General features: G+C 47.0%; 16 protein-coding genes. 4 read left to right on the top strand and 12 right to left on the bottom strand.

What is annotated here, in order from left to right; all coding sequences use genetic code 11:
* Positions 1-2 precede the first annotated feature (2 nt).
* On the bottom strand, positions 3-3,299 hold the full coding sequence (dnaE, locus tag ACWPAB_RS00550) for a DNA polymerase III subunit alpha (protein WP_003570237.1): 3,297 nt from the start codon (positions 3,297-3,299) through the stop codon (positions 3-5).
* A 95-nt stretch (positions 3,300-3,394) separates the two neighbouring features.
* On the opposite strand from dnaE, the gene ACWPAB_RS00545 reads away from it, so the two are divergent.
* Positions 3,395-3,589, top strand: coding sequence for a YjzD family protein (locus ACWPAB_RS00545; RefSeq protein WP_003565324.1), 195 nt, complete (start codon positions 3,395-3,397; stop codon positions 3,587-3,589).
* Positions 3,590-3,696: 107 nt separating this feature from the next.
* On the opposite strand, the gene ACWPAB_RS00540 is transcribed toward ACWPAB_RS00545, so the two are convergent.
* The 10 genes from ACWPAB_RS00540 to obgE form a co-directional block, all read right to left on the bottom strand.
* Positions 3,697-4,557 (bottom strand): hypothetical protein, encoded by an 861-nt coding sequence (locus ACWPAB_RS00540; protein WP_003565322.1) that lies wholly within the window; start codon positions 4,555-4,557, stop codon positions 3,697-3,699.
* Positions 4,558-4,650: 93 nt separating this feature from the next.
* Positions 4,651-6,204, bottom strand: coding sequence for a bifunctional metallophosphatase/5'-nucleotidase (locus ACWPAB_RS00535; protein ID WP_003565320.1), 1,554 nt, complete (start codon positions 6,202-6,204; stop codon positions 4,651-4,653).
* Positions 6,201-6,752 carry a DUF1836 domain-containing protein gene (locus ACWPAB_RS00530; protein ID WP_003565318.1) on the bottom strand — a complete coding sequence of 184 codons (552 nt, stop codon included), beginning with the start codon at positions 6,750-6,752 and terminating at the stop codon, positions 6,201-6,203. Before ACWPAB_RS00530 ends, ACWPAB_RS00535 begins: the two co-directional genes overlap by 4 nt.
* Before the next feature lie 356 nt (positions 6,753-7,108).
* Positions 7,109-7,300, bottom strand: a complete 192-nt coding sequence (rpmF, locus tag ACWPAB_RS00525) for a 50S ribosomal protein L32 (protein WP_003565316.1) — start codon at positions 7,298-7,300, stop codon at positions 7,109-7,111.
* A 180-nt stretch (positions 7,301-7,480) separates the two neighbouring features.
* Positions 7,481-10,087: an ATP-dependent chaperone ClpB gene (clpB, locus tag ACWPAB_RS00520; protein ID WP_003587840.1), complete on the bottom strand. Its 2,607-nt coding sequence runs from the start codon at positions 10,085-10,087 to the stop codon at positions 7,481-7,483.
* A gap of 356 nt (positions 10,088-10,443) precedes the next feature.
* The gene (locus ACWPAB_RS00515) at positions 10,444-10,779 is read right to left on the bottom strand and encodes a LapA family protein (RefSeq protein WP_003565311.1); all 336 of its coding nucleotides are present in this window, start codon (positions 10,777-10,779) and stop codon (positions 10,444-10,446) included.
* Between the two features lie 13 nt (positions 10,780-10,792).
* Positions 10,793-11,578 (bottom strand): SDR family NAD(P)-dependent oxidoreductase, encoded by a 786-nt coding sequence (locus ACWPAB_RS00510; protein ID WP_032793429.1) that lies wholly within the window; start codon positions 11,576-11,578, stop codon positions 10,793-10,795.
* 43 nt (positions 11,579-11,621) lie between these two features.
* The gene (gene rnz, locus ACWPAB_RS00505) at positions 11,622-12,584 is read right to left on the bottom strand and encodes a ribonuclease Z (RefSeq protein WP_003570230.1); all 963 of its coding nucleotides are present in this window, start codon (positions 12,582-12,584) and stop codon (positions 11,622-11,624) included.
* A 228-nt stretch (positions 12,585-12,812) separates the two neighbouring features.
* On the bottom strand, positions 12,813-14,807 hold the full coding sequence (locus tag ACWPAB_RS00500) for an acyltransferase family protein (RefSeq protein WP_003570229.1): 1,995 nt from the start codon (positions 14,805-14,807) through the stop codon (positions 12,813-12,815).
* 39 nt (positions 14,808-14,846) lie between these two features.
* Positions 14,847-16,133: a GTPase ObgE gene (gene obgE, locus ACWPAB_RS00495; protein WP_003565302.1), complete on the bottom strand. Its 1,287-nt coding sequence runs from the start codon at positions 16,131-16,133 to the stop codon at positions 14,847-14,849.
* A gap of 248 nt (positions 16,134-16,381) precedes the next feature.
* On the opposite strand from obgE, the gene ACWPAB_RS00490 reads away from it, so the two are divergent.
* The 3 genes from ACWPAB_RS00490 to ACWPAB_RS00480 are packed head-to-tail and all read left to right on the top strand — an operon-like array spanning position 16,382 to position 20,022.
* Complete coding sequence (locus ACWPAB_RS00490; protein ID WP_003565300.1) at positions 16,382-17,131, top strand: DeoR/GlpR family DNA-binding transcription regulator; 750 nt, start codon at positions 16,382-16,384, stop codon at positions 17,129-17,131.
* On the top strand, positions 17,128-18,042 hold the full coding sequence (pfkB, locus tag ACWPAB_RS00485) for a 1-phosphofructokinase (RefSeq protein ID WP_003565298.1): 915 nt from the start codon (positions 17,128-17,130) through the stop codon (positions 18,040-18,042). The genes ACWPAB_RS00490 and pfkB overlap by 4 nt, the downstream gene beginning before the upstream one ends.
* A 9-nt stretch (positions 18,043-18,051) precedes the next feature.
* Entirely contained in the window at positions 18,052-20,022 is a 1,971-nt protein-coding gene (locus ACWPAB_RS00480) for a PTS fructose transporter subunit IIABC (protein WP_003579050.1), read from the top strand.
* 374 nt (positions 20,023-20,396) lie between these two features.
* On the opposite strand, the gene uvrC is transcribed toward ACWPAB_RS00480, so the two are convergent.
* A complete protein-coding gene (gene uvrC, locus ACWPAB_RS00475) occupies positions 20,397-22,205 on the bottom strand; it encodes an excinuclease ABC subunit UvrC (RefSeq protein WP_003565294.1) in 1,809 nt (602 codons plus the stop codon).
* Positions 22,206-22,292 lie beyond the last annotated feature (87 nt).

Below are 22,292 nucleotides of genomic sequence, written 5' to 3'. Positions count from 1 at the left end.
CTCTATTCTTCTTGTCGTTTTCGCAACACCACATTAGCCGCACCAAACCGCGATTCAAGATCAGCCATCAAGCTGGTGTCAGCAGTGACCCAGTATCGCTTATCTAACAAAACACTCTCCTTGCTGGTCGTGTCGACAGTGATAACCGGAATTGGTCCATGGGCAGTTTGCAATTTTTTCAGTAAATCGGTCCGGGCGTCAACATTATCCGCATCCAAGCGAATAAATAACTGTGCTTTTGGTAAGGCCTCAAGTAACGGTGCGGCATCTTGAATCCGGTTCACAATGAGTTGCAAGTCGTCATTGCGTTTTTCAACTCGCCCGTTCACTAGTACCACCATGTCGGTCTCAATTTTTTCTAATGTTGGATATAGATTGGGAAAAACCGTCAGCGAAACGGTGCCAGTCGCATCCTGTCCATCCACAAACGCCATAGGCTTCCCAGTTTTGGTCCGGATCCGCTTAATGTGTCGAACCAGAAGCAAAATATCAACCGTGCGACCTTCTGCTAAATCCACCACATTGACTAATGTGTATTGCGTTTTCAAAGGGGCATATTTGTCAACCGGATGACCAGAAAGGTAAACGCCTAAAACATTAGCCTCTTCTTCAAGCCGTTCGCCTGCCGGCATTTCCGGCACCACAATCGGTTTAGGCGCTAGCACTGAAAATAGCCCAACATCATTGCCAGCAAGTTTAACCGAGTTGATTAATTCATCTAAGTTCGCAATTGTCTGTGCCCGGTTATCATCAAAGCTATCAAAGGCACCGGCAAGAATCAATGGTTTGAAATTATCTGCCTTTAACCACTTCGGCTCGAGGCGCTGTAGTAAATCGCGAAAATCTTTAAACGGGCCATTTTTACGAGCGGTAAAAATGGCTTCGGAAAAGTCACGGCGCATCCCTTTGACAGACAAAAGTCCAAAGCGAATCTTCCCGTCGCTCAACTTAAAGCCACCATTGCTGGTGTTGATGTCAGGACCTAATAAAGCTACCTGACGCGCTTTGGCTTCTTGTACGTAAGTCCGGAGCTTCGGCAAATTATTCATACTAGCATTCATCAATGCCGCAAAAAAGGCGGCTGGATCATGCACTTTTAAATACGCTAACCAAAATGCGACCATACTATAAGCAACTGCGTGAGAACGATTGAAGCCGTAATTCGCAAATCGATCAATATAAGCATAAACCGTTTTGGCAGTCGCCTCAGGGAATCCTTGCTTGACCGCACCTTCAATGAATTTATCCTGTTCGGCTGCCAGCACTGATGATTTCTTCTTACTCATGGCCCGCCGCAACAAATCCGCCTCGCCAAGACTGAACCCGCCCATGACACTGGCCACCTGCATGACCTGCTCCTGATAAACCAAGACACCATAAGTCGGTTTCAAAATCTTCTCCAAGGCCGGATCAGGATAAGCAATCGGTTCTTGCCCATTTTTGCGGGCAATGAACGTGTCGATGTTTTCCATTGGACCTGGACGATACAAGGCGTTGACAGCCACAACATCTTCAAAATCAGTTGGCCGCAGTTTGCGCAAAACATTTTTGATACCAGCAGACTCGAATTGAAAAACGCCGTTAGTATCACCGCGGGCAAACAAAGCGAGTGTCGGTTGATCATTCAGCGGAATCTGTTTTGGATCAAACGTCCGGCCAGTATCACGGGTGACAAAATGACTGGCGGCGGCTAAAATATTGAGGTTTTTCAAACCCAGAAAATCCATTTTAAGCAGGCCAAGGGCTTCAACATCATCTTTGGGTACCTGCGTCTGTTCAAGACCATCGCCACTGGGTTGCAAGGCAACGGTGTCAGTTAGTGGTTCTTCAGAAAGCACAATCCCGGCTGCATGCGTGGAATAATGTCGCGGCAACCCCTCCAATGCTAAAGCGGTTTGAAACAGCATGCGATTTTTTGGTGAATCGGCCACCAAATTTTTCAACGGCTGACTCTGATCGTATGCTGTTTTTAAATCCATGTGCAACAAGTTTGGAATTGCTCTGCTCCAAGTATTACTTTCAAACTGACTCATGCCGAAAACGCGTGCCACATCTCTGATCGCCTGTTTCGCGCCGAACGTCCCAAAAGTAATAATCTGAGCCATGTGATTTCGGCCATATTTGTCATGGACATATTGAATCAGCTCGCCACGGCGGTTATCAGGAATGTCCAAATCAATATCAGGCATTTGCGCTCGAGCAGGATTCAGAAACCGTTCAAACAGCAGATCATAAGCAATCGGATCGACTTCTGTAATAGCCAGCGCGTAACTGACCAAGGAGCCCGCAGCTGATCCTCGCCCAGCCCCAGTCATAATATTGACCTTGTGAGCGTAATTCATCACATCCCAAACCACCAGAAAGTAATCAGCAAATCCCATTTTGATAATGACATCCAGTTCATATTGCAAACGCTGCTGATAGGTTATCGGAATCGGCTGATCGTGAAAACGGTTAGCGAGGCCTTCTTGAGCCAGTTTGGTCAGGTAATCTTTAGACGCAAGCTGATCTGGCGTTTGATAATGAGGTAGCTGCGGCTGCTTGAACGTAATCGTCACATCCGTTTGATCCGCTATCTGAGCCGCGTTGTCAACTGCCGCCTGTAGTCCAGCAGCAACAAAAGGTGCACTTGCATCTGCTGGCGGTTTTAACCACCACGGCCCAGCATCGGTTAAAACTGGGTCACGAAAATTCAACTGACTACCATCACCAATCGCTGCCATCACTTTTTGCGTAAAAGCATCAGTCGGATCACGATACAGTACGTTACCTAACGCCATTAGGTGAAGTTGCTGACTAGTCGCAAATGCCGGCAATGGCGTATCTAAATGAGCCTCATCCAGACCAACATACACCGCTTCCGGCTGTTTATTATCAAGCTCCTGTAAAAAAGCGACAGCTCTGTCGTGATCGTTAGCAGCAACTGCCGCCGAAAATGGTGAATCCGGTAAGGTGATGGCGACTAAGCCTGTCAAAGGCAATAAGTCCGCAAAGGCCACCGGCGAAGTTGCTAGCATAATCTGCGTGGAGATCTTAAGTAACTGATGGTAGCCCTGATTATTTTTGGCAATCACTAAAAGTTTGGCATCATCAATCGCGATCTGCATGCCTAATAACGGCTTCAAGCCAGCCGCTTTCGCCTGTCGATAAAACTCGACTAAACCATAAACAACATTAGTGTCCGTTAAGGCAATGGCCGAATAACCGCGTGATTTTGCTGCGCTGATAAGATCCGACAGTGCCAACGGGCTGTGTAATAAGGTATAATTGCTATGAACCTGTAATTGGGTAAACGTCATCTTGCCACCTCGCTTCTATTATACCGGAAATACTCACAATTTCAGTTGAATTCGCTTGTGGTCGTGGTAAGATGACGACAGAAAAGAGGGATTCCATGCGTTATCTACCTACTATTATCTGGGGCGTGATCCTCGGCCAAGTTGTCGGCTTCCTGATCAGCGCCTTGAGCGGCGGCAGCTACGACCCGAAGACAAGCGCGATTATCAGTGTGATCTTCGTTGTCATTTTATTCTTCTTCCCGCCAATCATGCAGCATTTTGCAAAACCTGCGGAAAAACCAGAACATTAATTAAATCGTCAATGACGTCAAAGTGCCCGATTATTGCTAGACTGGCATGTCTAACAATAACCGGGCACTTTGCATGTGCTGACGTTTTTGGAATGAGTGACGCAAGCTTATTTTGTCACATACAGGTAAAGTGCTGTGGTGGAATAACCAACATCAATTTTGACGCCGTGACTCTTGATTGTGCTAATGGTCGTCGCATTGTTTTTAGACTTAGCATCCTTCGTCAATTTCTTAAATTGCGAGAAAACTGACTTGGCATCAGCACCGACCGAAGTTGTGAGTAACCCGAAGTCAGTGGCAAACGTCTGCATCTTCTTGCTGTTTTTCAAAACTGATAATGGTACCACAACGGCAAACCCCATTGCCTTGCCATCAACAATACTTGCGCGATAATCGCCGCTTGCTGATTTTAAGATTGAATGAATGCCCGTCTTCGCCGTTGCCGGCAGTTGGGAGGCTTTGGTATTGGCATTGGCCTGAGCCATCAGTGTCTTCAATTGCTGTGCTTGCTGAGCCATTGCCATCTTCTCAGTTGGACTCATGGTCGCAGCGTTCTTTTGAGCATTGGCACTTGCAGCCTGTGCCTGTTTTAGCTTGGCTTGATCCGCTTTAGGTAGACTGGATACCGCCAGCATTTGATTAAACTTTGCCGCAATCGTGCTATAAGTTCCGAGCGATTGACCAGCTTTCACCGTGACGTTAGTTTGCATGCTACCGGCTTTTAGGTTCACCTTTTGAGCCACATCGCTAACGGGCACATTGACCACAAACGTGCCTGAATTGACTGGCACACTGCCTTTTCCGGCATCACTTGTATAACTGACGCGATCCACACCGCGGGCCGTCCCTTTAACAATGGCGACCAGTCCGTCACGCCCGTATGAGGTTTTGGTAGTGCTTAATTGTTGGCCGCAACCTGCTAGCACGAATGCCAATAAGCCGACCATGGTATATTTCCAAATTTTCATTAAACCGAACAATCCTTTCGCTATGCACAATTCAATAACGACCAACAGCATAAGCGTTCCTTCGCTGCTTGACAAGCGAGATATGACTCACTGTCACATTGACGGTAAAACATTAAAGTTTTGATCAGCAGTTGCCTTGATTAATGGGTGTTCCTGCAAATAATCGGCAATCAATTCGGTCATATCTTTTTGATTTTCTCGGATGACTTTATCAGGACCAAACATTTTAAAATTACCGCCACCAGCCGCACGGTATTGATTAACCGCCACATCATAAGTCTGAGTGGGCTGTACTGGCGCACCGTGATAAAGCAGCCGAGTTACTCGACTGCCCACGGGCTGATGAATATCCAAAGTATAATCAATGCCCTGATACATGTCATAATTGTAATGCTGAGGTTTTGGCCGCTCAAATCGGGGCGTCACCGTCAACTTGCCATCAGCATCTAGCGAAAAATATTCGGCACACTGTTCCAGAGCTGCTTTTAAATCAGCGCCGGTTAACCGCAACACAGCTAGCGTGTTGGGATAAATGTAATTCGTGACGACATCCCGCATGTCGATGGTTTCACCAAACCCTCGCCCTTCATTGTTAAACAAAGCTGTGCCCGAAATGTCAGTATCGGTGCTGGCCATTTGTACTTTTTGAATAAACTCAATGTACGGCACCTCATGAACCCGCGCAGCAAATGGATCCTGAATGCGCATATCCCCTTCAACATGAGCTAATGGCTGGTCTAACCAAGTTTCAACAGTTTGATTCAGATCAGCCGCTGACTGCAAAATGGTTGGGCTCGCAATTGATCCGCCTGTTTTGACTAACACGGCTTTGCTAGCAGTAACTTGGTAACCGCTCGCTGTCTGATTTAAGTCAAGTGTGATCTTACCGATCGCTTCCCCGCGGTAACCTGGCTGGGTGATTGGCACACCGTTAACTAATCCGGCCAATTGTCGATGTTGATGACCCGTGACTAAAGCATCAATCCCCGGTACTTGGGTCAGCGCATATCCGACATTTTCGCCAGTTAATGGCTCAGTCGGCTGACCGGTCTGCAAGTTACGCTCAAAACCGCCATGATAAGCAACAATCACAACGTCAGCTTGTTGACGCAACAATGGGACATAGTGCTTGGCAGTCGCTACCACATCTTGAAAAGCCAAGCCGGCAATATGGGCCGGTGCTTCCCAATGTGGGATGTAGTTCGTTGTCAAACCCAGAATGGCAATTTTGACCCCTGAGCGCTCAATCAATTGATAAGGCGCCCCAAATGCTGGTTGACCATTTTCGGTGATATTAGCGTTGATGGTTGGATAGGTCAATGTCTTCAACGCTTGCCGCAAATAGTCGCTGCCGTAATTAAACTCATGATTGCCGATAATGCCGGCATCATACCCAACCTCGTTATACAGTCGCGTCAACTGATCTGGCTGCTTGCTGATCTTCGCAACGTAATAGGCCAGTGGTGATCCTTGAAGCCAATCGCCATTTTCAATCGTCACAACTGGTCCTTCAGCTGCTGCCTTCTGAGCATCAAGCACCGTTTTGGCCTTGGCTAATGAAAAAGGCAAATCCTGATCCCGTTTCACATAATTAGTTGGCAAGACAAAACCATGCGTGTCACTTGTCGATAGAATGGTTAGTTTCATTTTTTCCCTTTCTTTTCCGAATCATCAGCAGCCAGATCAATCATTTTTTCAACTAACAGTTTTTGTAAAACAGCATTAATGGCCATTGTCACAATGGCATGCTGGGTTGTCGTCATATCTGGTTTATTGACGCGGCTAATGGTTAAACCATCGCTAAAATCCGAATTTGCCTGCTCAATTGCGCTGCTAAAAGTGAGAATAAACGCATCGTAAGCTTGCGCAACCGGCCGATTGGCAAGTGAAAATTGAATACCTGCCGCAATAGCATCCAACGCAAAAACTGGCTTTAGCATCGCAATGACTAAAATATTGGCTAATTGTTCTGGACGATACTTTTTCTTAAGCGGGGCTTTAATAACCCCCTTTTTAACATAATTATTGACCATCGTGGATGTGATCTCGCCAAACCCCAGCGGTGTGACAATATCATTGACATACTGGATCACTTGATCCATATACAAGTCAAATTGGGGCAGATCAGTCCAGCGCGGAAACTGCGCCTCTTGAAGTTGCCCTAGATAATCGGCAAATTGTTCGTTATCAGCCATATGCTGCCACCTCTTTCAAGAAGAGTATACCATGTGAGCTAGACTTGATAACCATTCGTGGACCGATTGATGCTAATATTTTACCCAATGATCAAAGTACAGCCTTCATTGGTAAGGTCGCTTATGTTCCGACTTCTAGCTGCTCGTACTCACGCTCACCATAACGCGTGCACCTGCCCAGAAACTTACTCCGTTCACCATAACGCGCTCGCCAGCCCAGAAACCTGCGTGTAAGGACCTTGAACGCAATGACCACAGTGCGGTCATCATGTTCAGGGCCACTTACACGCCGGTTTCTAAACGGGCTGGCGAGCGCTCACACACAAAAAGCCAACACCTAAGATGTTGGCTTTTGATTATGCATTTGCGTTATCGTCGGACTTCTTAACCACTTGTGCACCCTTGTAGTAACCCTTAGGTGAAACGTGGTGGGAAATGCGGTATTCGCCGGTCGCTGCGTCGAATTGCAAGTTAGGCACATTCAACTTGATATGACCGCGGCGCATACGCTTCTTGGTCTTTGACGTTCTGCGTGCTGGAACTGCCATGAGCGGAAAACCCCTTTTTTAGTAAGATTTCTAAACAACTTTATACGGTTGATGATCAAAATGCAAGTCCAATCATCATCACGCGTGGACAGAATGCTATCTGTCACAGCAACGATAATCATACATGAAAAGGCGCGTCAAGGCAAGGGTCTTTACAGAAAAAATCAGTTGCCAGCCGGTTTAAGCTTTGACCGGTACTGTTTTTGCCTTAAATTGCAACTGATCGTCCGCAACCGTGATGACGACTTCTTGACCCGGCATCACAGTCCCGCGAATCAATTCTTTAGCCAGCGGCGTTTCAACCGCACTCGTAATTAACCGCTGCAGTGGCCGGGCACCAAACGCTGGCTCATACCCTTTATGGGCCAACCACTCCTGCGCTGCCGGTGTGATATCAAGCGATATCTGTTGATCGGCCAACCGCGTGCCTAATTGCTTGAGATCCTTCACAGCGATCTTTTCAACATCTGCTAATGATAGTGGGTTGAACATGATAATATCATCAATCCGATTCAAAAATTCAGGCTTAAAGGCTTTGCCGACCAATTGCCGCACATTATCCTTGGCTTGTTGGCTAACGGTGCCGTCTTCTTGCACACCGTCCAGCAAGTACTCGGAGCCTAAATTGGACGTCATGATGATAATCGTATTTTTGAAATCGACGGTACGTCCCTGACCATCTGTCAAACGACCGTCATCTAAAACTTGTAGGAGGATATTGAAAACGTCCGGGTTAGCTTTTTCAATTTCGTCTAACAAAACAATGGTATATGGGTTGCGGCGAACTGCTTCAGTCAACTGGCCGCCTTGTTCGTAGCCGACATAACCAGGGGCCGCCCCGACTAATCGCGACACACTGGCTTTTTCCATGTATTCGGACATATCAATTCGCACCATGTGTTTTTCTGAATCAAATAAATCTTCTGCCAATGCTTTAGCAAGTTCTGTTTTGCCGACCCCAGTGGGACCAAGGAACAAGAAGCTGCCAAGTGGCCGACTTGGATCTTGTAAACCGGCCCTGGATCGCAAAACAGCATCCGAGACAGCGCTGACGGCTTCATTTTGGCCAATGACACGTTGGTGCAGATTATCTGCCAAATGCAATAACTTCTGGCGGTCACCTTCAACCAACTTTGCTACTGGAATACCGGTTTCCCGCGAAATCACCGCAGCAATTTCATTGGCTGTCACGCTTTCTTGAACTAGCCAAGATTGCGGACGATCGCTGTGTTCCATCGTCTGCAGCTCTTTTTCCAACTGAGGAATCGTGCCATGTTGCAAACGCGCGGCGGTTTCAAGATCGTAGCGACTTTGGGCATCTTCCAATTCATGCTTGGCTTTATCAATCGCCGACTTCTTCTCGTTAAGTTGACGAATATCTTTCTTTTCTGCTTCCCACTGAGCCTTGAGCTTATTTGTTTTCTCTTTTAAGTTGGCCAATTCAGCGTCAGCATCTGCTAATCGCTTCTTGCTGGCAGGATCAGTTTCATTCTTCAGTGCTTGCTGTTCAATTTCCAACTGCATCTGTTTGCGCTCTGCCACATCCAGCTCAGTCGGGCGGGAGTTCATTTCCACGTTAATTGTGGCACAAGCCTCGTCCACCAAATCAATCGCCTTGTCAGGCAAAAACCGATCCGTGATATACCGATTGGACAAAGTAGCTGCAGCGACCAACGCGGTATCATGGATCCGAACTTTATGAAAAATTTCGAATCGTTCCTTCAGACCCCGCAAAATACTGATCGTATCTTCAACACTAGGTTCCTGAACCAGCACCCGTTGGAACCGACGCTCAAGGGCTTTGTCTTTCTCGATGTTTTCCCGGTACTCGTCCAGTGTCGTGGCACCGATCAGATGCAATTCACCACGGGCCAGCATCGGCTTCAGCAAGTTACCAGCATCCATGGAGCCTTCTGCCTTACCAGCACCGACAATATTGTGAATTTCATCAATAAAAAGAATGATTTGGCCTTCACTCTTTTTGACTTCTTTTAAGACCGCCTTCAAGCGTTCCTCGAACTCACCGCGATACTTCGCGCCGGCAACAAGACTTCCCATATCAAGTGAGATGATAGTTTTATTCTTCAGATTGTCAGGCACATCATTTTTGACGATCCGCTGGGCTAAACCTTCTACAATGGCGGTTTTGCCGACCCCCGGTTCCCCAATCAAAACTGGATTGTTTTTAGTTTTGCGACTCAAAATACGAATGACATCGCGAATTTCTTCATCACGTCCGATGATGGGATCCATCTTGCCACTGCGCGCTTCTTTTACAAGATCGGTACCGTACTTTTCCAAACTCTTATAAGAGGCTTCGGCATTTTTGCTGGTTACTTTTTCACCACCGCGCAGGTTCTCAATCACCTGTCGTAATCGCTTTGCATCAACCTTGGCATCGTTCAACAAGAATTGGGTGATCGGGTTGTAGCGTTGTTGATAAAGGGCGAGCAAGACTGCTTCTGTAGAAATATAGGTATCGCCAAATTCATCCTTCACGCTGTTGGCATCTGTCAGTAGCTGCGACAGGTTTTGGGACATGCTTTGTCCGTATGCGCTAGCGCCTTCAACGACAGGCTCTGCTTCCAGTGCCGCATCAATCGCAGCATTCAAGCCCTGCACATTCACACCGGCTTCACGATAAATCTGTTCAGCCAATTGATTAGGCTGCACCAGGCTTTTCATGACATGTGGGATGTCAATTTCTTGATGACGGCGAACTTGGGCAATTTGTTGTGCCGCGCCAAGTGCTTCGGCAACGGCTTGCGTAAAATTATCTGGGTTCATGAATACGGATGCCTCCCTGAAAAATATCGTCTTACATTATAGTTTTCATTTTCACAATACGACATTGGTCAGTTAAGGTCAAACTATTTTTTAAATTTCATGATGATTTAAAAAAATCGTAGGAAGCCCGTCGCTGTGTTGCTTGCACAACTGAGCCTCAGGTGGCCTAGATTGCTCCGTTTTGGCACTACGGTCTTTAAAATCGCATTAAATAATCTATGTGAAGGCAAAAAGGAACAATTTTCCAATCGTACAATCGAAAAATTGTTCCTTTTATTTGTTTATTTGTCTGACTGAGAATTTTGTCACGGGCTCCTCTATTGACAGCTAGGTACGACAGTTCAATCCTCAAAGGTCTATTTTTTGGTATCCGTCGCATCCGTTGACGGTTCCTCTTTTGGTGCTTGAACTGGCTTAGGGGCTGGCTTGTCAGTTTTATTGGATTTTGTCAGCTCCGTGATCCGTTGTTGCAACTCACGAATCTGTTTTTTAGCACTCGAAACGGCACTGGTTGAGATCAACCAGGTCACAACGGCACCTATCAACACGGAAACCGCAATAATCACTATCAACGGCCACTTTAGCTGAATACCGAAGAAATTAACCGAAACGTCTTGCCCATTCAACAAGGCAAAAACAATTAAAATCAATGCCAGAACTAACCCAATAATAAAACGTTGTTGACCCTTCATACGACCTACCCCTTTACTTCTTATTAAACATACCAGCAGCTAACCAATCGCCCAAATGCGGGAACAAGGTATAAAAATCTGCGCCAAGATTCATAAACCACGGTGCATTGATTTCCCGAACTGGTCGACCAAATGTCGCTACAATTCGCCGCGCTAATTTATCTGGATCCAAAACCAGCCAAGAAACGCTAGCCAAATAGTCTAACGCATTGGCTTCGCTAAAGAAATTCGTGGCAATTGGTCCCGGATTAACCGTGGTCACCTTAACACCGAATGGCTTCAATTCAAGACGTAAGCCATTACTATACCCAAGCACCGCAAATTTGGTTGCTGAGTAGATAGCTGACTTAGGCGTCGCCATTTTTCCAGCCATTGAAGCAATGTTAATGATTTGTCCTTGCTGACGCGTGACCATATCGCGACCCAGCAACTTCGTCAGATACATCATCCCCAGCACATTCACCCGAAACATGCGCTCTACTACCTGCATATCGGTATCGAAGGCTGTTTCAAAATGACCAAACCCAGCGGCATTCACCAGAATATCAACTGGCCCAACCGTTTCGTGAATTTGATCAACGGTCGCTTCAATTGCAACTGGGTCAGCAACATCAACAGGGAAAGCATAAGCTGGTCGGCCGGAAAGCGTGCTGGCCTCTGCCTGTGCTTGACGTAATTTCTCCCGCCGCCGCGCCAAAAAGACAACGGTTGCGCCTTGCCTTGCTGCCTCAAGTCCAATCGCCTTGCCTAAGCCTGACGATCCTCCAGAAATAACCACCGTCGGATGTTGGTTCATCATGATTTCCTCCTCTGTTTTGATATTCACTTGCTACCGCTGAGCTTTATGATTTAACTGTGACAGCAGGTTCCGATTGTTTACTCCGAAATGGAATGTTAATTTCCTCGAAGTCTTTGACAACATGCGTATTTGGAAAAATCTGCCGCGCCGTTTTTTCCAACATCGCTACCCCGGGACTCAGATATCGTGCCGAAATATGGTTCAGCAAGAGCCGCCCGACACCTGCACGTTTAGCCAACGCCGCTGCTTGTACATTGGTCGCATGATAATACTGCTTAGCTAATTGGCTTTCATCCGGTCCAAAGGTACTTTCGTGAACCAACACATCAGCGCCTGCTGCTAAAGGCAGCGCGCGATTGCACATGCGGGTATCCCCGAAAATGGCAACCGTTCTGCCAGGTTGCGCAGGGCCAATGAAATCGTGGCCGTCAAAAATCCGGCCATCTGGCAAGGTTACAGTTTCGCCGGCCTTCAAAGCCGCATAAACCGGTCCAGAAGGAATTTTAGCGGCACGTACCTTATCAATCAACAACTCGCCAGGATGCGGTTTTTCTTCGATCCGAAAACCAAAGCTCGTAATTCGATGATCCAAGCGATCAAAAGTGACTTTGAAAGTTTGATCTTCAAAAGCCACGCCTGGATGCTGTAATAAAACAAATTTTAATGGGTAACTGAGATGACTTTGAGAAACCTTCAAACTGGTTTTTACAAAATCCTCAATGCCAGAAGGCCCGTAAATCGTCAACGGATCTGTGCCGCCTTGGTTGGAGCGACTGGCCAAAAACCCTGGCAAGCCAAAAATATGATCCCCATGCAAGTGAGTAATAAATACTTTGGCAATTTTTCGTGGTCGAATAGCGGTTTGTAAAATCTGATGTTGTGTGCCTTCCCCGGCATCAAACAACCAAACCTCATTACGCTCATCAAGTAATTTTAAGGCTAAACTGCTAACATTCCGGGACTTGGAAGGCGACCCTGCGCCTGTGCCCAAAAATTGAATTTCCATACCATACTTCCTATTCTGTCGAACTTCACTTTGTAGTCTACCACAAGTTCCTCGCCATTTTCGCGGTTTCAATGTTGGTAAGCCGAGATTTGCAAGGTTTAAAAAAGACGAAGGTGGACGGCTAACTGCAACCGCTAATAAAAAAACTGAGCGACTTGATGCCGCTCAGCCTCATGAAATCAACCGACATATTTGTCTCATCAACGCAATCAATCATCTGTCGGAAGCTTAATTTTTCACCTTGTCCAGAATCGTTTTCGCAACTAATGCCGCATATTGTGGATTGCCATTCGGATTCATATGAACCATGTCGTTGTAGAACCAATCAGGATGACCATTAGACTTGTCATACCAATCAATCACCGTCAGATTCTTATACTGCTTCTGGGCTGCGGCTAATTTGCTATTAACATCATTCTGCCAAGCGCGCGTTGGTACGCGTACATTAATCCAGAAGACTTGCCGATCAGGTCCGATGGCTTGCATCATTTGCGCTAGCTGATCATCTGAAAATGGGCCGTTAGTTCCTAACCCAATCAGAACGATATTGCCCAGCACACCGCGGTCAGCGTAACTGCGGACCAAATCAATACTATTGATCATTTGCCGAGAAACAGCAGCGTCAATCACAGCTTTAGGGAACAGCTGTTGAAGCCCATTTTCACCGTCAAGCATGACAGAGTCGCCAATAGCAGTGAGTCCAATGTCTTGTGCCTGTTGCAATTGAATCTGGGTCAAGCCGTATTGTTCATACTCACGATTGACTGGATGCGTTTTAGCTTGAGAAGCATACTTGGCTTCTAGCGCCTTGGAACTTGATTCTTCGGCCGCTTTATTCTTGTCAGCCTTCTTTTGTGCAGCAATACTGGAACGCATTGCTGCCAACCGCTTTTCTTTCTCTTTAGTGGAAACACCACGCTTCTTTAACTGCTGTGCTAAAGGCGAGTTGTCACCTTCTGCTTTAACAGAAGGCGCTTTGGCTAATCCAACACTACCAATAGCTAAGATAATCAGCGCCACATAACTAACCCAGCGCGTTTTCCCCATACGAACTTTAGGATTAGCTAAGCCCTTTAGGAATGCCCAAGTCTTGTGATAATTAAAATGTGCCGCCGGTTGTTCAATGAAGCGGTAAGAAAGTTCGGTGATAACAACAATTAGCACCACTTCAATCACCGGATATAATACTGGGTGATCCGCAATGTTACGAAAACGATTCTCCCAAAAGATCATGACGGGAAACTGATACAAATACAAGCCATAACTACGGCTGCCGATATAGCTGAACAACGGATTACTTAACAATCGGTCAAAATGAGCTGCCGGATGCGCTACCACTGCCACCAAAATCGTTGTCACGATTGAGAACAATACCATTCCGCCTTCATAAAGAAAGCTGCTCTGGGCATCAATTGTGAAGACCATGACTAGTAAGCCGAGAAAGCTGGCAGTACCGAGAAGATCAAGCCCAATCACCCATTTTTTACCTAAGTGTTGCGAAAGCCGGCCACTTGGCCAAATAAAGGCCAGCGCTGCTCCGAATAGGATTGAGAAGGCACGGGTATCAGTACCGTAATAAAGCCGACTTGGATCAAACGCTGCTGGCTGTACATGGGCAATGGTCATCATATACAAGATTGCCATCCAAGCGCCACTGGCAGCCGCAAGAATCAGCACAATGTTCGCAATCTGATGCCGGCTCTTAACCAATAGTAACAGCGCCAACACAAGAAAAGGCCAAATGAGATAATACTGACCTTCAATCGACAACGTCCACAAATGCGTAAATGGGGATTCCCCATTTGCATATCTAGCAAAATAGGATTGCCCGTTCAAAATCTGCCACCAATTGTACACATAAAGTAAATTGGTCAATACCATCATGTGCAAATTATGCAGCAAGTTTTGCGAGAATAACGTGATATAGGCTGCTGTCCCAAAGAGGACGGTAATTAACCCAGGATATAGGCGTTTAAATCGTCGAATAAAAAAACTTTTAAAATCAATCCGATGATTGCGGTCAAATTCGATCAACAACCCATCCGTTATCAAATAGCCGGACACGACCATGAAGATCGGTACGCCTAAATATCCGCCCCGAAACAACTCGGGGCGTAAATGATACAAAATAACACCAATAACCCCGATTGTTCTTAAACCATCAAATCCATGAATGTACCGGCGCTTTCGTCCACGCGTCTGTTTCAATTGCGGCCCCACCATTCTGTCTAAAAATAACTTCCCCAGCCGTTCAGCCGAAGATCATTCAACGAACTCAAATGTAAAATCATCAATGGCGACTAAATCGCCGCTTTCAGCACCAGCATCACGCAAAGCATCATCAACCCCCATGCTGCGTAATTGCCGAGCAAAGCGCATCGCGCCATCTTCATGATCAAGATTGGCCATTTTAAACGCCCGCTCAATCTTGTCACCAGTGAGCACAAACGTCCCGTCACTATCGCGGGTTACTTTCAAAGCCGGCTCTGGTTGATACTTATAATCAGCCGTTTTAACCGCCGCTTGTTTCGGCTCAAAATGCGGTGCTGTTTTGAGTACTTCGGCTGTCTTGTGCATGAGTGGCGTCACGCCACGATGCGTCAGACTAGAAATTTCAAAGATATGATCCGCCGCGACGCCACGAGCAAGTAACGCTGCCTTAAAATCAGCAAATCGTTCAGCCGCGCCGGGCAAGTCCATCTTGGTCGCGACCACGAGTTCAGGCCGCTTCAAAATGTTATCGTCATAAGCCCCTAATTCTTTACGAATTTGATCGTAATCATCAAGCGGCTCGCGTCCATTATCAGGATCCATCTCAACTAGGTGCAGTAGCACACGAGTGCGTTCAACATGCCGCAAGAATTGGATGCCAAGACCGACACCTTGTGAAGCCCCTTCAATCAAACCGGGCAAATCAGCCATCACAAAATCGGTACCATCATCTAATTGAACCATACCAAGATTGGGTACTAACGTCGTAAATTGATAAGCCGCAATTTTTGGCTTGGCTTGGGTTACAACTGATAACAGTGTCGATTTACCGACAGAAGGAAAACCAACCAACCCAACATCCGCAAGCACCTTCAGTTCCAATTTGATGAAACGATGCTCGCCCGGTTCGCCATTTTCGGAAATTTCCGGCGCCGTATTTTTGGGCGAAACAAAGTGCATATTACCGCGACCACCGCGGCCACCTTTAGCAACAACCAAAGTTTGACCCGGCTCAGTTAAATCGCCTAAAACCTCGCCTGTGTCAGCATCGGTAACTGTCGTACCAGCCGGCACTGCAATCCGCCGATCTTCAGCAGCGCGGCCATACATTTGCTTGCCTTGGCCATTGCCACCAGCTGACGCTTTAAAATGCCGTTGATAACGGAAATCCATTAACGTGCGCAAACCTTCATCAACGTATAAGATGATGCTGCCGCCATGACCGCCGTCACCGCCGGCCGGGCCGCCAAACGGTACAAATTTTTCGCGCCGGAACGCGACCATACCGTCGCCGCCTTTGCCCGCCTGAACCTCTACTTGAACCTGATCGACAAACATTGGCGATCTCCTTTCAGAAAAACATGTCATTTGATTATACGCGATGTTTATATTTCAGTACAGCGTAACGCATACCTCAACTATTTTAACACGTCCCAAGCCGGTACTCACCCTTCATGCACAAGAATTAGAAAACATTGCCAATATGCCGCGTCAGTCGGGGTACTGACAGTTGTTGAATGTTTTTGCACGTTTTAGGTTGCTTTTGACGGTTTCATCAGTATAATGAAGAACGAGGTGAAACGAAAGTGCTTACAGAAGAACGTCGGCAATATATTCTTGCCCAATTGCAACAGCATACCGTCATCAAATCTAAGGCACTTATGGCTGCTCTTGATGCTTCTGAATCCACGATTCGCCGCGACTTGGACGAGCTAGAGGCAGCAGGTGAGCTCAAACGCATTCACGGCGGCGCCAAGCGCATCAATGGCCTCGGCGATGAACCGGATGTCGCGAGCAAATCTGCGCAGAATTTGCGCGCCAAGCAAACGATCGCGCAGGCAGCCGTTCGTCAGATTGAGCCCGATGATCTGATCTTTTTAGATGCTGGAACCACAACAGCACAATTAATTCCTTTTTTGGCCGACATTGGTGTCACAGTCATTACAACGGGAGTTGATAACGCTTCTTTGTTAGCTGATTATCAAATCTCTACACTCATGCTGGGCGGCATGGTCAAGCCCACAACCAAAGCGTTGATTGGCGCCACGACGGCTGAAGCCTTGAACCATTATCGGTTTGATGTTGCCTTTATTGGAACTAACGGCGTTCATCCTGAGTTTGGTCTTACTACGCCTGATCCAGAAGAAGCTGTGATCAAGCGATTGGCCATTCACCAAGCCAGTAAACCTGTCATTCTGGCGGATCCAAGTAAATTTGAGCAAGTCAGTTTCGTCCGCTTTGCTGATATCTCCGATGCCACGATCCTGACAAGTTCATTACAAGGACTCCCAACCAGTTATCAGCGATTTGAAAATATTAAGGAGGTTCATTCTTGATCTATTCAGTAACGCTCAACCCTTCGATTGATTATGTGATCGAGTTACCGGAACTTGAACTTGGCGCTGTCAATCGACTTACGCACGCCGTTAAATTACCAGGCGGCAAAGGCATCAATGTGAGTCGAATTTTGCAAACATTAGGCCTGCCAACAACTGCTTGGGGCTTTTTGGGCGGTTTTACCGGTACCTTTATCCAAGATCGGCTCGATGCGATTGACATGCCTTGTGACTTCACAAAAACTGCTGGTGATACACGAATCAACGTCAAACTTAAAGCAGCATCCGAAACTGAACTCAATGCAAGCGGTCCTACCATTGACGCTGCTGAAATTGCCGCCTTCAAAAACAAATTAGACAAACTTGAAGCCGGCGATGTCGTCGTCATGTCCGGCAGTTTACCAAAAGGCTTGCCTAACACTTTCTATCGGGATCTGATTCCGGTGATTCATGCCCACAAGGCTGATTTTGTCATCGACACCACTGGTCAAGCGTTACTCGACACATTGCCTGACCATCCCCTTGTCGTCAAACCTAATCACCATGAATTAGCAGCATTGTTCGGCGATCCAGAATATACAAGCACAGATGCCATCATCAAAGCTGGTCGCCGCCTACTTGGTCTTGGCGCTCAGCATGTCTTGATCTCCATGGCGGGGGCCGGGGCCTTAATGATCGACCAAGATCACGCTTGGCATGGCACCGTTCCTAAGCAGCCAGCGGTTAATTCCGTCGGCGCAGGCGATAGTATGTTAGCTGGTTTTACCGGCACATTTGCGCAGACACATGACACGTTGGAAAGCTTTAAAGTCGGCATTGCCTGCGGTTCCGCGACCGCTTTTTCTGAAGATCTTGCCACCGCTGACAAAATCGCTGAAGTGAAACAAACAATTAGTATAACTGAAGTTTAGGAGGACAAAATGGACATTCGTGATTTACTACTAAAAAATGTCATGATCATGGACCTCAAAGGAACGTCCAAAGAGGCTGTGATTGATGAAATGGTCGCTAAATACCATGCAGAAGGTATTGTGACCGACGAAAACGAGTATCGCCAAGATATTCTGAAGCGTGAAGCCGAATCAACGACTGGGATTGGCGAAGGCATTGCAATGCCGCATGCTAAAGACAGTGCGGTTACTCGAGCAACCGTTCTTTTCGCCAAAAGCGATCAGGGCGTTGACTTTAACGCCTTAGACGGCCAGCCGGTTCACTTATTCTTCATGATTGCTGCCCCTGAAGGTGCGAACAATGAACATCTGGCAGCACTTGCAGCATTATCTTCCCTGCTCATCAACCCGAAGCTCGTGGCAGATCTTAAACAAGCGAAGACACCGGATGATGTTTTAGCCTTGTTTGGTAAGGCGCAAGCTGAAAAAGAGGCTAAAGATAAAGCTGAAGAAGCCAAGGAAAAGGCTCAGGAAGAACAAGAAAAAGCTGACAAGCAAGCGGAGTTCAAGGCAGAAAAGCGCCAGGAACGGCCATTTATCGTAGCGGTCACTGCTTGCCCAACAGGGATTGCCCACACCTACATGGCTGAGGCAGCCTTGAAAGAAACAGCGGAAAAGCTCGGTGTCGATATCAAAGTCGAAACAAATGGCTCTGAAGGTATTAAGCACAAACTGACCGATTCCGATATCAATCGAGCAGCTGGTGTCATTGTCGCTGCCGACAAAAAGGTAGCAATGGATCGATTTAACGGCAAAAAGTTGCTCAATCGGCCGGTGATTGACGGCATTAAAAAGCCTGAAGAATTGATTGAAGAAACGCTTCAAGGCAAAGGCCAAGTCTTTCATGCTGCAGGCACCGATAACAGTGATGCGGCCAGTGAAGAAGCTTCTGGCGGCACTTTATGGAATCGCATCTACAAAGACCTGATGAATGGTGTTTCAAACATGTTGCCATTTGTTGTCGGCGGTGGGATTATCATGGCGATCTCGTTCATCCTCGAACAATGGCTGGGCAAGACATCGATGTGGTTCACCTTCACCAACAACTTGGGAACCTTTGCCTTTAGCTTCTTAGTACCCGTTTTAGCGGCCTACATTGCTGAATCAATTGGCGATCGGCCTGCGTTGATGCCTGGGTTCGTCGGTGGTTATATGGCCACCGTTGCAACGGCCTCCGTTGTGAAGGCTCAAAACCCAGCTGGCTTCTTAGGCGGTCTGGTTGCCGGGTTCGCAGCTGGTTGGATGATCGTTGGCTTGAAGAAGCTGCTCAGCAAAATGCCACATTCACTTGACGGTATGCGCACGATCCTGCTCTATCCAGTCATCGGCCTTGCCATCATGGGTCTGCTGATGTTCTTCATCATCAACCCGATTTTCGCCGCTATCAATGGCGCATTGATCAGCTTCCTTGAAGGCATGGGTACTGGTAATGCGATTCTGATTGGCGTCATTCTAGCCGCCATGATGAGTATCGATATGGGCGGTCCTTTCAACAAAGCCGCTTATACATTTGCCATCGGTGTCTATCAAGCATCCGGCTTTAAAGATGGTCGGTGGATGGCCGCGGTTATGATTGGTGGCATGATTCCACCTTTGGCCATTGCGGTTGCTTCAACCTTCTTCCCGAAAAAATTCACCTTGCAAGAACGCAACGCTGGTCTTTCTAACTATGCACTTGGCCTGACCTTCATCACTGAAGGCGCGATCCCATTTGCTGCTACTGACCCGCTGCATATCATTGGCAGCTCAGTCATCGGCTCAGCTATTGCTGGCGGTTTGACCCAGTTATGGCACGTCAACGTCCCTGCTCCTCATGGTGGCGTTGTTGCCTTGCTGCTAACCAACCAGAAACTTGGCTTCATCATGTCGCTTCTGATTGGGACCATCATTGCCGCCTTAATCCTCGGCTTCTGGCGGCCAGTCGCAAAAGAAAACAAATAAGTAAGCAAAAAGCTTGGCGATCAATGTCGCCAAGCTTTTTTGTGCCGTGAGACCGAACCGGAATTCCACATAAGAGCTTGTGGTGCGTTAGATTCCTAGCCAAAAAATTCGCTTGCCGTGCCAAACTCCGCAATCTCCGGCCAGATGGGGTGGCGACGCGTAGCTAGAGCGGAGACGGCGCTTCGAGCCCGCAAAACCCGCGGTCTCGAAGTCGCCTAACAACATCAGCTCCAGAGCCCGTCGCTGTGTTGTTTGCACGGCTGAGCCCCATCTGGCCTACGATTGCTTCGCCTTGGCACTAGATCTTTAAATCTCAAGATTGTTTGTTCTTACTAATGGTTATGAACGATGTCCTAAACGCTCCTACGATTTGATTAAACCCGCCGCGCCGGTGTCGGCTCTGCCGTCAGCGACAGCTTCAATGCCTGCGCAACTTTTTTAGAAATACCCAGCTCCTGAATATCTTCAAGGGGAGCTTCTTTAATCTTATTGATCGTCTTGAATTTCCGTAACAGCTTCAGCCGAGTCTTGGGTCCGACCCCCTTGATACCTTCTAATCGAGAGGCTAACGAGTTCTTGGCGTGCAGCTGCCGATGGAAGGTAATCGCAAAACGATGCACCTCATCCTGAATCCGTTCAAGCAGGTAAAAGCCTTGCGACTTAGGATCAAGATTAATCAGCTGATCAGCATTGCCAAATAACAATGCTGCCGTTTTATGCTTATTATTTTTGACCATCCCTGCCACGGGAATATCAAGGTTGAGTTCGTTTTCCAAAACATCCTTGGCTGCGTTCATTTCAATCTCGCCGCCATCCATCAAGATCAAATCCGGTAACGGTGCACGCTCCTTTAACAACCGGGTATAGCGCCGGCGAATGACTTCGCGCGTATTAGCCGCCTCATCTGCGCCATTATGCGTCTTGTCAGCATCCAACTTGTACTTTCGATAATTGTTCTTAGCTGGCTGGCCATCCACAAACTGCACCATCGCCGACACCGGATCAGCTCCTTGAATGTGACTGTGGTCGAATGCCTCAGCCACATGCCCCATTGGCAAGTTCAAAGCGGCCATCAGCTCTTTCATCGCGCCAATCGTGGTACGATTATCCAATTCCATCAGACGGAATTTGTCTTCAAGCTTAATTTGACTGTTCTTAGCAGCCAAGGCCATCAAGTCCCGTTTTTCACCGCGCTGTGGCGTTCTAACTGGAATCTCTAGGATATCTGCCAGTACTTTATTATCAAGCCCAGCAGGTACGAGAACTTCGCGTGGTTTCACATTATTCTTGCGGCTGTAAAACTGTAAAATAAATGATTCGAATTCTTCTTTGGCAGTATTCACCACTGGAAAAAGTCGTGACTCACGTTTCATTAAACGTGCTTGACGAATAAAGAAGACCTGGATACTGATCCAGCCCTTATCCATATAAAAATTGAACAAATCACGCGTTGTATTGTCGTGTGAAATAATTTTTTGCTTCTCCACCGTCTGTTCAATATAATGCAGTTGATCCCGAATTTCTGCGGCTCGCTCAAATTGAAGATTTTTCGCAGCCCGCTCCATTTTAGCCGTCAAACTGGCTTTAGCCTTGCCAACGTTCCCATTCAAGAAGCGCTTAATACGTTCAATTTGGTCCGTGTATTCCTTTTCCGGAACAGTCCGGAAGCAGGCACCCAGACACTGACCCATGTGATAATACAAGCACGGTCTGCCTTGATAGCCGTTACAGCGCCGCAATGGATAAACCTTCTGGATAAAATGCATGGTTTCTTGCGCTGCATAGACATTTGGGTATGGCCCAAAGTAATAACCGCCATCTTTACGGATAGTACCAGTGATTTCAATCTTCGGATCGCGTTCATGAGTAATTTTAATGTACGGATAGCCAGTCCCTTTTTTCAACTTAATGTTGTAATACGGCTGATATTTTTGAATCAGCGTAATTTCGAGCAAAAAGGCTTCTTTGTCAGTTGAAGTCACAATGAAATCAAAATCCGCTACCTGTGACACCATCGCCGCAACTTTACCGTCGTGTGAACTCTTGAAATAAGACCGCACCCGATTTTTCAGGTTTTTGGCCTTGCCGACATAAATAATTTTGCCGTTGATATCCTTCATTTGATAACTGCCAGGCAGATCTGGCAGCAACGATAACTTGTGTTCAATGTGTGCTGAGGCCATCGTAATCTCCTTATAAAACAAATGTTCGCCTAACATTATAAAGATTCTAAAAATAGATTGCAAGCAAGCGGCTTTGATCTGTGATGG

It is taken from the genome of Lacticaseibacillus sp. 30 (assembly GCF_053819265.1).
This window is presented reverse-complemented; position numbering and strand designations above follow the sequence as displayed.

Coding starts and splice junctions, on each gene's coding strand:
- dnaE (WP_003570237.1), bottom strand. CDS start 3,299: ATGACGTTTACCCAATTACAGGTTCATAGCAATTATACCTTATTACAC.
- ACWPAB_RS00545 (WP_003565324.1), top strand. CDS start 3,395: ATGCGTTATCTACCTACTATTATCTGGGGCGTGATCCTCGGCCAAGTT.
- ACWPAB_RS00540 (WP_003565322.1), bottom strand. CDS start 4,557: ATGAAAATTTGGAAATATACCATGGTCGGCTTATTGGCATTCGTGCTA.
- ACWPAB_RS00535 (WP_003565320.1), bottom strand. CDS start 6,204: ATGAAACTAACCATTCTATCGACAAGTGACACGCATGGTTTTGTCTTG.
- ACWPAB_RS00530 (WP_003565318.1), bottom strand. CDS start 6,752: ATGGCTGATAACGAACAATTTGCCGATTATCTAGGGCAACTTCAAGAG.
- rpmF (WP_003565316.1), bottom strand. CDS start 7,300: ATGGCAGTTCCAGCACGCAGAACGTCAAAGACCAAGAAGCGTATGCGC.
- clpB (WP_003587840.1), bottom strand. CDS start 10,087: ATGAACCCAGATAATTTTACGCAAGCCGTTGCCGAAGCACTTGGCGCG.
- ACWPAB_RS00515 (WP_003565311.1), bottom strand. CDS start 10,779: ATGAAGGGTCAACAACGTTTTATTATTGGGTTAGTTCTGGCATTGATT.
- ACWPAB_RS00510 (WP_032793429.1), bottom strand. CDS start 11,578: ATGATGAACCAACATCCGACGGTGGTTATTTCTGGAGGATCGTCAGGC.
- rnz (WP_003570230.1), bottom strand. CDS start 12,584: ATGGAAATTCAATTTTTGGGCACAGGCGCAGGGTCGCCTTCCAAGTCC.
- ACWPAB_RS00500 (WP_003570229.1), bottom strand. CDS start 14,807: ATGGTGGGGCCGCAATTGAAACAGACGCGTGGACGAAAGCGCCGGTAC.
- obgE (WP_003565302.1), bottom strand. CDS start 16,133: ATGTTTGTCGATCAGGTTCAAGTAGAGGTTCAGGCGGGCAAAGGCGGC.
- ACWPAB_RS00480 (WP_003579050.1), top strand. CDS start 18,052: ATGGACATTCGTGATTTACTACTAAAAAATGTCATGATCATGGACCTC.
- uvrC (WP_003565294.1), bottom strand. CDS start 22,205: ATGGCCTCAGCACACATTGAACACAAGTTATCGTTGCTGCCAGATCTG.